At 60.5% G+C, this 13,150-nt stretch carries 14 protein-coding genes; 6 read left to right on the top strand and 8 right to left on the bottom strand.

The window, feature by feature from the left end; genetic code table 11:
* Position 1: 1 nt before the first annotated feature.
* The 3 genes from nadB to BLL52_RS18295 form a co-directional block, all read right to left on the bottom strand.
* Positions 2–1,606, bottom strand: a complete 1,605-nt coding sequence (gene nadB, locus BLL52_RS18305; protein WP_173861786.1) for an L-aspartate oxidase — start codon at positions 1,604–1,606, stop codon at positions 2–4.
* 18 nt (positions 1,607–1,624) lie between these two features.
* Entirely contained in the window at positions 1,625–2,473 is an 849-nt protein-coding gene (locus BLL52_RS18300; RefSeq protein ID WP_075588087.1) for a segregation and condensation protein A, read from the bottom strand.
* 75 nt (positions 2,474–2,548) lie between these two features.
* Positions 2,549–2,755 (bottom strand): DUF3460 family protein, encoded by a 207-nt coding sequence (locus BLL52_RS18295; protein ID WP_075588086.1) that lies wholly within the window; start codon positions 2,753–2,755, stop codon positions 2,549–2,551.
* Between the two features lie 258 nt (positions 2,756–3,013).
* Here BLL52_RS18295 and hyfB point away from each other — a divergent pair, with 258 nt between their 5' ends.
* Genes hyfB through BLL52_RS18265 form a run of 6 tightly spaced genes read left to right on the top strand, consistent with a single transcriptional unit; the run spans position 3,014 to position 10,227 of the window.
* The gene (hyfB, locus tag BLL52_RS18290) at positions 3,014–5,038 is read left to right on the top strand and encodes a hydrogenase 4 subunit B (RefSeq protein WP_075588085.1); all 2,025 of its coding nucleotides are present in this window, start codon (positions 3,014–3,016) and stop codon (positions 5,036–5,038) included.
* Positions 5,035–5,985 (top strand): respiratory chain complex I subunit 1 family protein, encoded by a 951-nt coding sequence (locus BLL52_RS18285; protein ID WP_075588084.1) that lies wholly within the window; start codon positions 5,035–5,037, stop codon positions 5,983–5,985. The genes hyfB and BLL52_RS18285 overlap by 4 nt, the downstream gene beginning before the upstream one ends.
* Positions 5,982–6,647: a formate hydrogenlyase gene (locus BLL52_RS18280; RefSeq protein ID WP_075588083.1), complete on the top strand. Its 666-nt coding sequence runs from the start codon at positions 5,982–5,984 to the stop codon at positions 6,645–6,647. Before BLL52_RS18285 ends, BLL52_RS18280 begins: the two co-directional genes overlap by 4 nt.
* Positions 6,644–8,098 carry a hydrogenase 4 subunit F gene (locus BLL52_RS18275; RefSeq protein ID WP_075588082.1) on the top strand — a complete coding sequence of 485 codons (1,455 nt, stop codon included), beginning with the start codon at positions 6,644–6,646 and terminating at the stop codon, positions 8,096–8,098. The genes BLL52_RS18280 and BLL52_RS18275 overlap by 4 nt, the downstream gene beginning before the upstream one ends.
* A gap of 4 nt (positions 8,099–8,102) precedes the next feature.
* Positions 8,103–9,689 carry a hydrogenase large subunit gene (locus BLL52_RS18270; protein ID WP_075588081.1) on the top strand — a complete coding sequence of 529 codons (1,587 nt, stop codon included), beginning with the start codon at positions 8,103–8,105 and terminating at the stop codon, positions 9,687–9,689.
* 10 nt (positions 9,690–9,699) lie between these two features.
* Positions 9,700–10,227 carry an NADH-quinone oxidoreductase subunit B family protein gene (locus BLL52_RS18265; protein WP_198930661.1) on the top strand — a complete coding sequence of 176 codons (528 nt, stop codon included), beginning with the start codon at positions 9,700–9,702 and terminating at the stop codon, positions 10,225–10,227.
* 69 nt (positions 10,228–10,296) lie between these two features.
* On the opposite strand, the gene BLL52_RS18260 is transcribed toward BLL52_RS18265, so the two are convergent.
* The 5 genes from BLL52_RS18260 to BLL52_RS18240 form a co-directional block, all read right to left on the bottom strand.
* Complete coding sequence (locus BLL52_RS18260; RefSeq protein WP_075588080.1) at positions 10,297–10,620, bottom strand: type II toxin-antitoxin system PemK/MazF family toxin; 324 nt, start codon at positions 10,618–10,620, stop codon at positions 10,297–10,299.
* Entirely contained in the window at positions 10,620–10,838 is a 219-nt protein-coding gene (locus BLL52_RS18255) for an antitoxin MazE family protein (protein WP_075588079.1), read from the bottom strand. The genes BLL52_RS18260 and BLL52_RS18255 overlap by 1 nt, the downstream gene beginning before the upstream one ends.
* Before the next feature lie 233 nt (positions 10,839–11,071).
* Complete coding sequence (locus BLL52_RS18250; RefSeq protein WP_075588078.1) at positions 11,072–11,458, bottom strand: cation:proton antiporter domain-containing protein; 387 nt, start codon at positions 11,456–11,458, stop codon at positions 11,072–11,074.
* Between the two features lie 503 nt (positions 11,459–11,961).
* Positions 11,962–12,624, bottom strand: coding sequence for an SOUL family heme-binding protein (locus BLL52_RS18245; RefSeq protein ID WP_241839281.1), 663 nt, complete (start codon positions 12,622–12,624; stop codon positions 11,962–11,964).
* 11 nt (positions 12,625–12,635) lie between these two features.
* Positions 12,636–13,091 (bottom strand): fasciclin domain-containing protein, encoded by a 456-nt coding sequence (locus BLL52_RS18240; protein WP_075588076.1) that lies wholly within the window; start codon positions 13,089–13,091, stop codon positions 12,636–12,638.
* Positions 13,092–13,150 lie beyond the last annotated feature (59 nt).

Genomic DNA, 13,150 nt, shown 5'->3' with positions numbered 1-13,150 from the left:
CTTACGCCTGTGGGCTCAAAATGGTCGGCAGTGCTTCGGGCAGCAGGTCAGGGTAATCGCGGCTGAAATGCAGGCCACGGCTCTCGTGGCGGGCCTGGGCGCTGCGCACAATCAGGTCGGCCACCAGCACCAGGTTGCGCAGTTCCAGCAGGTCACGGGTGACCAGAAAGTTCGCGTAAAACTCCTGAATTTCATCTTGCAGCAGGGCAATACGGTGGGCGGCGCGATCTAGCCGTTTGTTGGTGCGCACGATACCCACATAGTCCCACATGAAGCGGCGCAGTTCGTCCCAGTTGTGCGAGATCACCACGGCTTCATCTGCATCAACCACCCGGCTTTCGTCCCAGGCGGGCAGCGCTATCGCTGGCACCGCTGCTGCAGCGGCAATGTCGGTAGTGGTAGCCTGCGCAAACACCATGCATTCCACCAGCGAGTTGCTAGCCAGCCGGTTGGCACCATGCAAGCCGCTGCAGGCAGTTTCACCAATGGCGTACAGGCCAGGAATGTCGGTGCGGCCATGCAGGTCGGCCAGCACCCCGCCGCAGGTGTAATGCGCAGCAGGCACCACGGGAATGGGTTGTTTGGAGATGTCGATGCCCAGCTCCAGACAGCGCGCGTAGATGTTGGGGAAATGCTCCATCAGGAAGCTCAGGGGCTGGTGCGAGATGTCGAGGTAAACGCAGTCAAAGCCGCCTTTTTTCATCTCGAAGTCAATCGCCCGGGCCACCACGTCGCGCGGGGCCAGTTCCAACCGCGCGTCGTGGTTCTCCATGAAGCGGGTGCCGTCGGGCAGCAACAGGCGCCCACCTTCGCCGCGCACGGCTTCGCTGATCAAAAATGATTTGGCGTGCGGGTGGTACAGGCAAGTGGGGTGGAACTGGATGAACTCCATGTTTTGCACCCGGCAACCGGCGCGCCAAGCAGCCGCAATGCCGTCACCGGTGGCGGTGTCGGGGTTGGTGGTGTAGAGGTAGACCTTGCCTGCGCCACCAGTGGCCAAAATGGTTTGCGGGGCCTCGAAGGTGATGACCTCACCGGTGTCGCTGTCCAGCGCATACAAGCCTGCGCAGCGCTTATCAGACTGGCCCAACTTGTCGGTGGTGATGAGGTCAACCAGTGTGTGCTGCTCAAACAAGGTGACATTGGCGGTTTTTTTAACCGCTTCAATCAGTTTTTTTTGCACCGCCGCGCCAGTGGCGTCGGTCACATGCACGATGCGCCGGGCGCTGTGGCCGCCCTCGCGTGTCAGGTGCAGGAGGCCGTGTTCTTCAGAAAAGGGCACACCCATCGATTGCAGCCAGGCAATCGCCTTGGGCGCGTTTTCCACCACAAAGCGGGTGGCGTCTAGGTCGCACAAGCCGGCACCGGCAATCTGCGTGTCGTGGATATGGGCGTCAAAACTGTCGTCCTTGTTCCAGACCGCCGCAATGCCACCTTGCGCCCAGCCGCTGGAGCCTTCCATGACCGCACGTTTGGTGATCACCGCCACTTTTTTGTCAGGCGCCAGCAGCAGCGCCGCGCTTAGGCCCGCCAAGCCACTGCCGACGATCAGCACATCAAAAACCATTGGCGGGCGGGCAGGGGTGTTGAGGGTGCGAGCGTTCATGGTGTGTGCAGTGTAGGTTCAGGACGGGGTGAAGGCCAGGCGCACATAGATGGGCGCAAAAGCCTCGGCTTGGGTGATGTCGATCAGGGTTTCCTTGGCGAGTTCCAGTAGGGCGATAAACGTCACCACCAGCACCGGCGTGCCTTTTTCCGGGTTGAACAGCGCTTCAAATTCGACAAACCGGTGGCCTTGCAGGCGCTTGAGTATCTGGCTCATGTGTTCGCGCACCGAGAGTTCTTCACGGGTGATCTTGTGGTGCTGCACCAGTTTGGCCCGCTGCAAAATCGCCGCCCAGGCCTGCTGCAACTCGCTCACGCTGACGTCGGCGTAGCGCGGCTGCAGCGCCTGCTCGGTGTAAACCTGGGCCACCAAAAAGTCGCGGCCAAACTGCGGCACCGCGTTCAGGCGCGCTGCTGCCAGCTTGATCTGCTCGTATTGCAGCAGGCGGCGCACCAGCTCGGCGCGCGGGTCCTGCGCTTCTTCGCCTTGCGCAACGTGTTTCGGCGGCAGCAGCATGCGCGACTTGATCTCGATGAGCATGGCCGCCATCAGCAGGTATTCGGCGGCGAGTTCCAGATTGCGCTGGCGAATTTCGTCCACATAACGCATGTACTGACGCGTCAGCCCGGCCATGGGAATGTCAAGAATATTGAAGTTTTGTCGCCGGATCAGGTAGAGCAGCAGGTCCAGAGGGCCTTCAAAGGCCTCCAGAAACACCTCCAGCGCATCGGGCGGGATGTACAAATCCTGTGGCAGGCTGAACAAGGGTTCGCCGTACAACCGCGCCACGGCGACCTGGTCTACCACGGTGGGCATGTCGCCAAGATGAGCGAGTGCCGAAGTGTCTGGTACTGCGGATGCCCCCATGGCTTGCACTTGTTGCTATTTGAAAAAATAGCTAGAGGCGCTTATTGGATAAGGGCTACAAGCCAAAAAGTCTTGCTATTCGGCCTGGCTCTGGTAAACATAGGGCTGCTGCGCCACCTGCGCTGCGCGGAATTCGCGCCAAGCGTCACGGTCAACCGCCTTGTCCCACAGCAGGCTGCGACCCTGGCGCTGCCCCTCTTCTATGGCCGGATTTTTGGCCTTCAGTTCCTTGATGAACTGGGTCACTTCGGATTCGTATTTGGGGCGGTAAAAAAGATTCATGGTGTGTCCGGAATTTGACGCATTTTAGGCACGCGCCTGTCAGATGCTACAGCGAAGGCGCTGCGCTGCCCCTGCTTGGCTTGACCGCCCCCACAAAAGTCAAGGTGTACCATGCGCGCAGGTGACGCAAGAGCGGCTCAGCGTCGCCGTTCAGCCTTGACGTCCACAGCGTGCTGCCCGCGGCGGTGCGGCTGGCCAGTACAAGTGTGTGTCAGTCCTGATTAGCCCGTCTTTTTCTCAAAAATAGGTCATCGATTCATGCCCAGTTTGACCTTTGCCGCCACGTGGACACACCTCGATTGGGTGCTGGTGGTGGTGGGGGCGTGGCTGTTGATCGGCGTCGCTGGCATTGCGGCACTGCGGCGCTTTCGCTTTGTGGCGGTGGTGCTGTTTCCGCTGGGGGCGATCTTCTCGGTGGGGTTGATGGCGGTGGCGCTGAGCGCGGCCTACGCCACGCCGGAGGTAGCCGTGCTGCCGCTGGGCCTGCCGCAATTGCCGTTTCACCTGCGTCTGGACAACCTCTCGGCCTTTTTTCTGCTGCTGATTGGCGGCGTGGCGGCCGGGGTGTCAACCTTTGCGGCCGGCTATTTCCGTCAGGGCGAGGGCACGCCGCCGGGCTTGCTGTGCCTCGAATACCACGTGTTCATTGCCAGCATGGCGATGGTGGTGCTGGCAGACGATGCCTATGTGTTCATGGTGATGTGGGAAACCATGGCCTTTTCCTCCTTCTTTCTGGTGATGGCGAACCACCGTATTGCGGAAATCCGCAGCGCTGGTTATCTGTACATGCTGGTGGCCCATGTAGGGGCACTCGGCATCCTGTTGTGTTTTGGCGTGCTGCAGGCCAATACCGGGGACTACACCTTTGCCAACATGCGGGCGCAGCAGCTGGACCCGTTCTGGGCGTCGGTGGCGTTTGTGCTGGCGGTGTTTGGCTTTGGTGCCAAAGCCGGTTTGTTGCCGCTGCACGCCTGGCTGCCCGAGGCGCATCCTGCCGCGCCCTCGCCGGTGTCGGCGCTGATGAGCGGGGTTATGCTCAAAATTGCGCTTTATGGCATCTTGCGGGTGGGGTTTGATCTGCTGCAGACGCGCATCTGGTGGTGGGGTGTGCTGCTGATGGGGCTGGGGCTGTCGACCGCGCTATTTGGCGTGGTGTTTTCTACCGTGCAGGTGGAAATGAAGCGTCTGCTGGCGTATTCCTCGATCGACAACGTGGGTCTGATGTGCGCTGGGCTGGGTTTGTCACTGCTGTTTTCCAGCTACGGCATGACGGCCCTTTCCGCCTTGGCGTTGACCGCCGCGCTTTACCACATGCTGAGCCACGCGTTCTTTAAGAGTCTGTTGTTTTGCAGTACCGGCGCGGTGCTGCATGCCACCGGCGAGCGCAGCCTGGGCAAGCTCGGCGGCCTGATTCGCACCATGCCCTGGGTGGCCTGGCCGACCCTGGTGGGCGTGCTGGCCTGTGCCGGGCTGCCGCCGTTTGGCGGCTTTGTGGCCGAATGGCTGCTGTTGCAAAGTTTTTTATTCACCACTGGCTTGCCCAGCTCGTTTCTGGACATGCTGGTGCCGGTAATGGCAGCGCTGATTGCGCTGGTGGCTGCGCTGTCTGGCTTCACCATGGTGAAGTACTTTGGCGTGGTATTTCTGGGCCAGCCGCGTGAAGAAAAGCTCGCAAAAGCGCATGACGCCGGCCGCTGGGAGCGCCTGGGCATGCTCTGGCTGGCGGCGGGTTGCGTGTTGCTGGGGTTGTTTCCGAACCAGGTGATTGCGTTGATGGATCCGGTGACGAACGGGCTGGTGGGGGCTGGGCTGGCGCAGACGGTGGCTGAAAACAGTTGGCTACTGGTGCCGGTCAGCGTCGAGCGCGCCAGCTACGCACCGGTCATTTTCCTGCTGGGCGTGGTGCTGAGCTTTGGTCTGGCGTTTGTGCTGGTGCGCCGGCTCTACCACGGCCGCCTGCGCCGGGTGCCACCTTGGGACTGCGGTCACCCTTGGCAGACGGCGCGCATGCAAGACACGGCCGAAGGCTTTGGCCAACCTATTCGGCAAATTTTTGAGCCGTTTTTCCGCGTCACAAAGCAGCTGCCCAGCGCTTTTGACGACAAACCCACCTATAACGTCAAGGTGGAAGACCCGCTGTGGTATTGGCTGTACCTGCCGGTGGCGCGGCTGGTGGAAAAAATCTCCCGCCTCGTCGGCCTGCTCCAGCAGGGCCGCATGGCGGTGTACCTGATGTACAGCTTTGCCACCCTGATCGTGGTGCTATTGGTGGTGAAGCGATGAGCGCGCTCGGCGTTTTTTCACAGTTGCTGGCGCTGCTGCTGGCCTTGCTGCTGGCACCCTTGCTCACCGGCTGGGTGAACCAGTGGCGGCACTGGCTGCAAAACAAGTCGGCCCCCAGCCTGCTACAGCCCTACCGCATGCTGCACAAACTGTTCAACAAGGAGTCGCTGGTTGCTGAGCATGCCTCGCCCCTGTACCGGTTTGCGCCTTATGTGGTGTTTGGCTGCATGCTGCTGGCCAGCGCGATTATTCCGACGATTTCTACCGATTTGCCGCTGTCGCCAGCAGCGGACGCGATTGCGCTGGTGGGCTTGTTTGCGCTGGCGCGGGTGTTTCTCTCGTTGGCGGCGATGGATGTGGGCACGGCGTTTGGCTCGCTGGGCGCGCGCCGCGAAATGCTGGTGGGTTTTCTGGCCGAGCCTGCGCTGCTGATGGTGCTGTTTTGCGCCTCGATGATCACTGGCTCCACCTCGTTGACAACGATTGTGCAAACCCTGGCGCACCGTGAACTGGCCATCTACCCCAGCCTGTTGTTGGCCGGGGTGGCGTTCACCATGGTGTCGCTGGCAGAAAACGCACGGGTGCCGGTGGACAACCCCGCCACCCATCTGGAACTCACCATGATCCATGAGGCGATGGTTCTGGAGTATTCAGCCCGCCATCTGGCGCTGATGGAGTGGGCGGCCAGCCTGAAGCTGTTCGCCTACTCATGCATCGGGCTGGCGCTGTTTTTTCCCTGGGGCGTGGCCGAGGCGAATGCACCGCTGGCGCTACTGCTAGCTTTACCGGTGCTGGTGTTCAAGCTGGCCGTGGGCGGCATGCTGCTGGCGATGATTGAGACCGCTGGTGCCAAGATGCGCGTTTTTCGCGTGCCCGAGTTTCTGGGTTCCGCCTTTTTGCTGGCGGTGATTGGCTTGCTGGTGAATGTGTTGCTGGGGGGCAAATGATCAAATTTGTGCCGCAGCTGATCAACCTGTTCGCCACGCTGATTCTGTTGCTGTCGTTTGCCATGATTTCGCAGCGGCGCATCGTGTCGCTGATTCACCTGTTCATGATTCAGGGGGCGGCGCTGGTAGCAGCTTCGTTTTTGCTGGCCTATGTGACGAATCAACCTGAGTTGTACATCTCTGGCGTGCTCACTCTGGTGCTCAAGGTGGTGCTGATCCCGTGGATGCTGCACCGCATGATCCGCAAGCTGAATGTGCGCTGGGACGTGGAAACGCTGCTGAACATTCCCACCACCATGCTGATTGGCATTGCGCTGGTGATTTTTGCCTTTAGCCTGGCGCTGCCAATTTCACGCTTGTCAGACGCTGTGGCCGGGGGCGCGTTGGGTATTGCGCTGGCGTGTGTGTTGCTGTCGTTCATGATGATGATCACCCGCTCGAAGGCGGTGCCGCAGGTGATTGGCTTTTTGTCCATGGAAAACGGCTTGTTGTTTGCCGCCACCACCGTTACCAACGGCATGCCGATGATTGTCGAATTTGGCATTGCGTTGGACGTGCTGGTGGGCGTGCTGATTCTGGGGGTGTTCTTGTTCCAGCTTCGCGAAAAGTTTGACAGCCTGGACATTCACCACCTGGAAACGCTCAAGGATGACTCAAGATGAGCGCGCTGTTTCTGATCCTTGGGGTGCCGCTGCTGGGCGGCATGCTGCTGGCGCTGGTGGGGCACCGCAGTTATGCGCGAGACATCAACGTGGTGTTCAGTCTGCTGACATTTCTGGCCGCCTGTGTGATGACGATGCAGGTGATTCAGGACGGCCCGCAGTTTGTCTGGGACAAGCAGTTTTACATTGACCCGCTCAACGTCTTTCTCGTCACCCTGACGGCCTTTGTCAGCCTGACCACGGCGATCTTCTCGCGCCCTTACATGCGCATTGAGCAAGACCACGGCAAGATGACGCCAGCGCGCATGCGCCTGTACCACAGCATGTACCAGTTGTTCAGCTTCACCATGCTGCTGGGCTTCACCACCAACAACCTGGGAATTATTTGGGTGGCGATGGAGGCCGCCACGCTGACCACCGTGCTGCTGGTCAGTGTCTACCGCACCCCGGCCAGCCTGGAGGCGGCCTGGAAATACTTTATTTTGTGCGGCGTTGGCATCGCCCTGGCGCTGTTTGGCACGATTCTGGTCTATATGGCAGCGGACAAGGCGCTGGGCTCAGAGCACGCCACGTTGCTGTGGAGCAATCTGTCTGACATCAAGGGCCAGCTTGACCCGACCATCATGTCGCTGGCGTTTGTGTTCCTGTTGATTGGTTATGGCACCAAGATCGGTCTGGTGCCGCTGCACAGTTGGCTGCCGGACGCCCACGCCGAAGGCCCCACGCCGGTGTCAGCGGTGCTGTCGGGTCTGCTGCTGAATGTGGCCATGTATGCGGTGCTGCGCTGCAAGGTGCTCACCGACGGCGCGTTAGGCACCCAAATGGCCGGGCAACTGATGATGGGCTTTGGCCTGCTGTCGGTGGTGGTGGCAGCGTTTTGCATCTCGCGGCAAAAAGACGTCAAGCGCATGTTTTCTTACTCCAGTATTGAGCACATGGGGTTGATCACCTTTGCTTTTGGCATGGGCGGGCCGGTGGCCAACTTTGCCGGGCTGCTGCACATGACGGTGCATTCGTTGGTGAAATCCGCCATCTTTTTCACCGTTGGCCACGCCACGCAAAAGGCCGGCACACAGGTCATGAGCGAGATACGCGGGCTGATCAAGGTCAACCCCGCAGTGGGCTGGGGCCTGATGCTGGGCGTGATGGCCATCCTGGGCATGCCGCCGTTTGGCGTGTTTGCCAGCGAGTTTTTGATCCTCACCACCGCCATGCGTGAGCAGCCCTGGGCCACACCGTTCCTGTTTTTGGCGCTGGGCGTGGCGTTTGCCTCGATGCTGATCCGCGTGTTGCCGATGGTGTTTGGCGAATCCACCCTTAAGCCGCTGGCGCATCCGCCGGCGCTGATTCCGGTGTTTGTGCACTTGGCGCTGGCCTTGGCGCTGGGCTTGTACATTCCGCCCTATCTGGACGGCTGGTACGTGGCGGCATCACGCATGCTGGGGGGTTGAACCGATGAAGCTACCTGGCCTGGAATTGGAACTTGTCGCGCTGCCAGCCCCGGTGCCGATATTTTGGGCGCGGGTGACGCCAGCCCAGTGGCAAACCGCCGCTACAACGGTGCGTGACGCCGGTGGCCGACTGATCACACTGTGGGCTGGCAAAGCTATTAAAGATATAGCTTCTAACGCAGGTGGGACAAGGGCTGAGAGCATATTTTGTGCGTATGCCACGCTGGAGGGGCTGTTCTGGCTGGCCTTGCCCTTGGAGGTGCAAGATGGGCGCTGCAGCTACCCGAATCTATCTGGCGTCTTTCTGGCGGCCTCACGCATGCAGCGTGCGGCAGCCGACCTGTCTGGTGTGCTGGCAGAAGGTGCGCGCGACCAGCGTCCCTGGCTGAACCACGGCGCCTGGGCGGCTGACCACTACCCGCTGCTGCAAGATCCGCAAGCCTTGCCTGAACCCGCGCCCGGTGCCTTGACCGACTACCCGTTTGTGCGTGTGCAGGGCGACGGCGTGCATGAAATCGCCGTGGGCCCGGTGCACGCGGGCATCATCGAGCCGGGGCACTTCCGGTTTTCTGCCGTTGGTGAGAAGATTTTGCGCCTGGAGCAGCGCCTGGGCTACACCCACAAAGGTATTGAGCAGAACATGACGCAGCTGCCCGCCCAGGAAGCCTACCGGCTGGCCGGGCGCGTGTCGGGCGACTCCACCGTGGCCTATGCCTGGGCTTACTGCATGGCGCTGGAGTCTGCCTGCCAGACCAGCATCCCGCCGCGCGCGGCTTGGCTGCGTGCGCTGATGCTGGAGTGCGAGCGCGTGGCCAATCACCTAGGCGACCTGGGTGCGCTGGGCAACGACGTCGCCTATGCCTTTGCGCTGGCGCAGTTTTCGCGGCTGCGGGAAGACTGGCTGCGCGCCTGCAAAACAGCTTTTGGTCACCGTTTGATGATGGACTGCATCGTGCCCGGCGGTGTGAAAGCAGATTTGTTGCCCGGCGGATGGGACGCCTTGTGGCAGCGTTGCCTGGAAACGGCGGTTGATGTGCGCAAGCTCTTCGAGGTGTTTGAATCCCACGCCGGGCTGCAAGACCGCTTCTTGGTCACTGGCCGGGTGGAACCCGCGCTGGCCGCGCAGCTGGGCATGACCGGGCTGGCCGGGCGCGGCAGTTCGCAGAGTTGGGATGTGCGCTGTGACCACCCGTTTGCACCCTACGATACCTTGAGGGTGGTGATGGCCACCCATGCGCGCGGCGATGTGGGCGCGCGCGCAGCGGTGCGGTTTCAGGAGGTCACCGAGGCCATCCGCCTGATTGAGCGCATCCTCAATGAAGCCCCAGAAGGCCCGGTGCGAACCCCGTTAACGCTGCCCGCGCAGCCTAGCCGGGGCGCCGGCTGGGTGGAAGGCTGGCGTGGCGAGATTGTCGTGGCGCTGGAACTCGCCGGGGCTGAGCAGGCCAACCGCATTGAGCGCTGCCACCTGCACGACCCGTCCTGGCAAAACTGGCCGGTGCTGGAACACGCTGTCATGAACGACATCGTGGCCGACTTCCCGCTCATCAACAAGTCGTTCAACCTGAGCTACTCGGGGCAAGACCTATGAGGAAGACCGCATGATCTGGAAAGTTGTCCAGCAGATCGCCAAGGTGGGCATCTGCACCGAAGCAGCGCCTGACATTGGTGATGTTTCAGGCCTTGAGCCCTCACACATACAGGCTGAGATGCTATCTATTTTGGGTGACGCTTTGTGCATCCGCGAGGTGGATGCGGGTTCCTGCAACGGCTGCGAGATGGAAATCAGCGCGCTGGGCAACCCGTACTACAACATTGAGGGCCTGGGCATCAAATTTGTGGCCAGCCCGCGCCACGCCGACATGCTGCTGGTCACCGGCCCAGTGTCGCGCAACATGGAGATGGCGTTAAAGCGCACTTTTGATGCCACGCCCGAGCCCAAACTGGTGGTGGCGGTGGGCGACTGTGCCTGCACAGGCGGCATCTTCGGTGAAAGCTACGCCACCTGCGGCCGGGTAGACAAGGTCATTCCAGTGGATGTGACCGTGCCGGGCTGCCCACCGGAGCCGATTGATATTCTGCGCGGCATTCTGCAGGCGGTGCGACGGCGGGTTGTGCAAAGGTCTTAGAAAGGCGGCTACGGAACATCCTGCCAGAAGCAGCAAAGCACCCGCATGTCACCAAACAAGTGTTTTCCACTATTTGGCGATGCCCAAAAATACAGCAAGACAACGCTCAACCTCGATCATGGCTGCAGCGTCAATGTGCCCGAAGGCTGGGCCAACCTTGTCGCGCTTCACGGTCATCGCTTTATCTACCATCACCTGTGACGGCTTTTGCAAACCGTTTTTTGGACTTGGCTCAATAGTGATGCGCAATAGCGGCGCGGCAACCAGCGCGGCTGTCACGGGCAGAACGGTGACACTGGTGTGCTCGTCGTACGGGTCAGCCTGAATCACCAAGGCGGGTCTGGGCTTGCCAAAGTCGCCTTGCATAGCGATGGTCACAAAGTCGCCACGCATTAAGCCGTCCAGCCGTCCACATCTGCTAAGGCTTCATTCATGAATGTCTGCATGTTCTGGTCGGCCATGTCCGCTTGCGCGACAAGGCGGCACTGGCGACGGCATTCCTGAGCGAAGTCTGGCGTTCGCGTATCTGGCACCCAGATTTGCACAGGGCGCAACCCCGCCATACGAAGCGCATCGCGGTACTTTTGAACACGTAAATTGACATGCAGCATTGGGGGTCTCTCTTTTGAGTTACATGCAACAGTTTATAGGCTTGTGCCGTTACATGCAATAACTGGAAAAGCATCGGCGTTTCCGGCATAGAACCCCCACTTATCATTGCCTGCACAGGCCCTTACAACGGCCTGAGTCGACGCCAAACGCGCAAGCGACATCATGGTCCTTCCACCGCAGATACGGCCACCGGCTCGGTGTCGCCTGAAAACCCCTGTGTCTTCGGGCAAGCTCAATGCCGGCCTATTTCAAACTGCGCACGACACGCCCAATCGTCAGACCCTGCGCCAGAGTGGAAAAATACCACCCCGCAATAGGTCAGCGCCAGCACCGTGTCGCGGTGGGGCCCGGCGGGCAACGCCAAGGCCAGCGCTACCGAGATGCCGCCGCGCAGCCCGCCCCAGGTCAGCACCCGCCAGGCACCCGCATGCAGGCCAGAGCGATGCTCCAACGCGCGCACCGGCAAGCCAGGCGTGACCGTCCGGGCGAACAAAGTCACCGCAATGGCCACGGCCCCAGCCAGCAAAACAGGCACTGAAAACGCGATCAGCAGCACCTCCATGCCAATCAGCACGAAAAGAACCGCATTGAGAATTTCGTCCAACAACTCCCAAAACATATCCACCTAACGCCGTGTGGTGTCTGACATGGCCAGTGCACGTCCCTGGTTGCCCACCACCAAGCCGGTCACCACCATGGCCAATGGGCCGGATACATGCAGTTTGCTGGCCAGCAAAGCGGTCACGACGAGGCAGATGGCGGCAATATCAAGTATGGGTCTGGTGGTTCCTTTCGTGGAAGATCCACAAGACCTTGCATGGTAGAAGCACCTGTGGCGAGCATCAGGTTACCCACGGCCAGGGTTCTAGAACAACCCCACCTGCTTTGCCGACCTTGGCGGTGATCATGTCGACGCGCACCAAACCGTCAACTTACTATATTTTCAGTAGCTACTTGCGCTTGTTGTATATGGGATAGAGGCACAAATAGTGCTTAAAGTTGTTGGTTGTCCACACACTGCATCCGGTGCGAAAAAGCGCCGTTGACAGGCCAGTTTGCAGTGGCTCAGTAAGCGTGGCGGCGGGTGAAGCCGTGTTTCTGTCGCCCCGCGCTGGCTTGCGCTCATGGGCCGGACGGTTTGACCTCGATCTGGATCTCGTTTCGGCGCCAGAAAGGTAGCGTCCAAGGTGGGTCGTAGCGGGCCAGTTGTGCCGGGCCTGCCGCAGCCAGTTGGCGTGTTTGCATCCAGTCAACCAGTGCCTGGGTTTCTTGTCGGATGCGGCTCTCGGTGTTGAACCCGGAATAGGTTGCCACCGCCACGGTTTTGCCAGGCACCTCGCGCAAAGTCACCGCGGCGTTGTTGGGCTGTGGGAGCGCCTCCAGGGTGTACTGGCTGGGCATGACGAACTGCACCCGCCAGCGCTGTGCTGCTACCCAACCTGGCGCCTCACCTGCTGGCTGCACCGTGACCGGGGCCGTCATGGCCAGCTTACTTGACTGGGCCTGTGGCTCCACGGTGACGGGCGCTGTCATCGCGATCTTGCTGCTTTGATCGGTTTGGGGCGTTGTGTTGTTGCCAAAAATGTAGTCCGCAATGGCTCGGAAACCCTTGCCAGAGGCGGCGTCCATGTCGCCATCGACCCAGGTCTCGGCAACGATCAGCGGCGCGTATTGACGCAGCTCAAACCCATTGTCTTGGGCCAGAACTTGAAACTTGGGTTCTTCAACCGCCATCGCAGCACCCCCGAGCATCAACGCCGCAAAAAAGCAAAACAGCCGTCGCATCATTGGTCACCTTACTTGGGCATGATCACGCTGTCGATCACATGGATCACACCGTTATCGGCCACGATGTCGGTGCTGGTGATGTGGGCGCCGTCCACCATTGCACCGCCAGCGGTGGTGACGGTCAGCTCAGAGCCTTGCACGGTTTTGACCTTGCCCGCCTTGACATCAGCCGCCATCACTTTGCCAGCGACCACATGGTAGGTGAGCACGGCGGTGAGCTTGGCCTTGTCTTTCAGCAAGGCGTCCAGATCCGCTTTGGGAATCTTCGCAAAGGCCGCGTCGGTCGGCGCAAAGACGGTGAAGGGGCCCTTGCCCTTGAGGGTGTCAACCAAGCCCGCAGCGGTGAGTGCCGTGGCCAGGGTTTTGAAGTTTCCGGCACCCACGGCCGTGTCTACGATGTCTTTAGCCTGCACAGAAAAAGCCGCGCCGAGGGCCAAAACAGAAGCGATTACCATTTTTTTCATAAGGAGCTCCGAACAAATCAGGGGTTACCTGAGACGCCAAAAATGTGGCAGGTGAAGTA

This window comes from Rhodoferax antarcticus ANT.BR, from assembly GCF_001938565.1.
Classification (GTDB): domain Bacteria; phylum Pseudomonadota; class Gammaproteobacteria; order Burkholderiales; family Burkholderiaceae_C; genus Rhodoferax; species Rhodoferax antarcticus.
The sequence above is the reverse complement of the archived record's forward strand: the minus strand, read 5'-3'. Positions and strand labels throughout refer to the sequence as shown.

Bases quoted from the DNA above. Each gene is read 5' to 3' on its own strand.
- nadB (WP_173861786.1), bottom strand. From the start codon at position 1,606: ATGAACGCTCGCACCCTCAACACCCCTGCCCGCCCGCCAATGGTTTTT.
- BLL52_RS18300 (WP_075588087.1), bottom strand. From the start codon at position 2,473: ATGGGGGCATCCGCAGTACCAGACACTTCGGCACTCGCTCATCTTGGC.
- BLL52_RS18295 (WP_075588086.1), bottom strand. From the start codon at position 2,755: ATGAATCTTTTTTACCGCCCCAAATACGAATCCGAAGTGACCCAGTTC.
- hyfB (WP_075588085.1), top strand. From the start codon at position 3,014: ATGCCCAGTTTGACCTTTGCCGCCACGTGGACACACCTCGATTGGGTG.
- BLL52_RS18285 (WP_075588084.1), top strand. From the start codon at position 5,035: ATGAGCGCGCTCGGCGTTTTTTCACAGTTGCTGGCGCTGCTGCTGGCC.
- BLL52_RS18280 (WP_075588083.1), top strand. From the start codon at position 5,982: ATGATCAAATTTGTGCCGCAGCTGATCAACCTGTTCGCCACGCTGATT.
- BLL52_RS18275 (WP_075588082.1), top strand. From the start codon at position 6,644: ATGAGCGCGCTGTTTCTGATCCTTGGGGTGCCGCTGCTGGGCGGCATG.
- BLL52_RS18270 (WP_075588081.1), top strand. From the start codon at position 8,103: ATGAAGCTACCTGGCCTGGAATTGGAACTTGTCGCGCTGCCAGCCCCG.
- BLL52_RS18265 (WP_198930661.1), top strand. From the start codon at position 9,700: ATGATCTGGAAAGTTGTCCAGCAGATCGCCAAGGTGGGCATCTGCACC.
- BLL52_RS18260 (WP_075588080.1), bottom strand. From the start codon at position 10,620: ATGCGTGGCGACTTTGTGACCATCGCTATGCAAGGCGACTTTGGCAAG.
- BLL52_RS18255 (WP_075588079.1), bottom strand. From the start codon at position 10,838: ATGCTGCATGTCAATTTACGTGTTCAAAAGTACCGCGATGCGCTTCGT.
- BLL52_RS18250 (WP_075588078.1), bottom strand. From the start codon at position 11,458: ATGTTTTGGGAGTTGTTGGACGAAATTCTCAATGCGGTTCTTTTCGTG.
- BLL52_RS18245 (WP_241839281.1), bottom strand. From the start codon at position 12,624: ATGCGACGGCTGTTTTGCTTTTTTGCGGCGTTGATGCTCGGGGGTGCT.
- BLL52_RS18240 (WP_075588076.1), bottom strand. From the start codon at position 13,091: ATGAAAAAAATGGTAATCGCTTCTGTTTTGGCCCTCGGCGCGGCTTTT.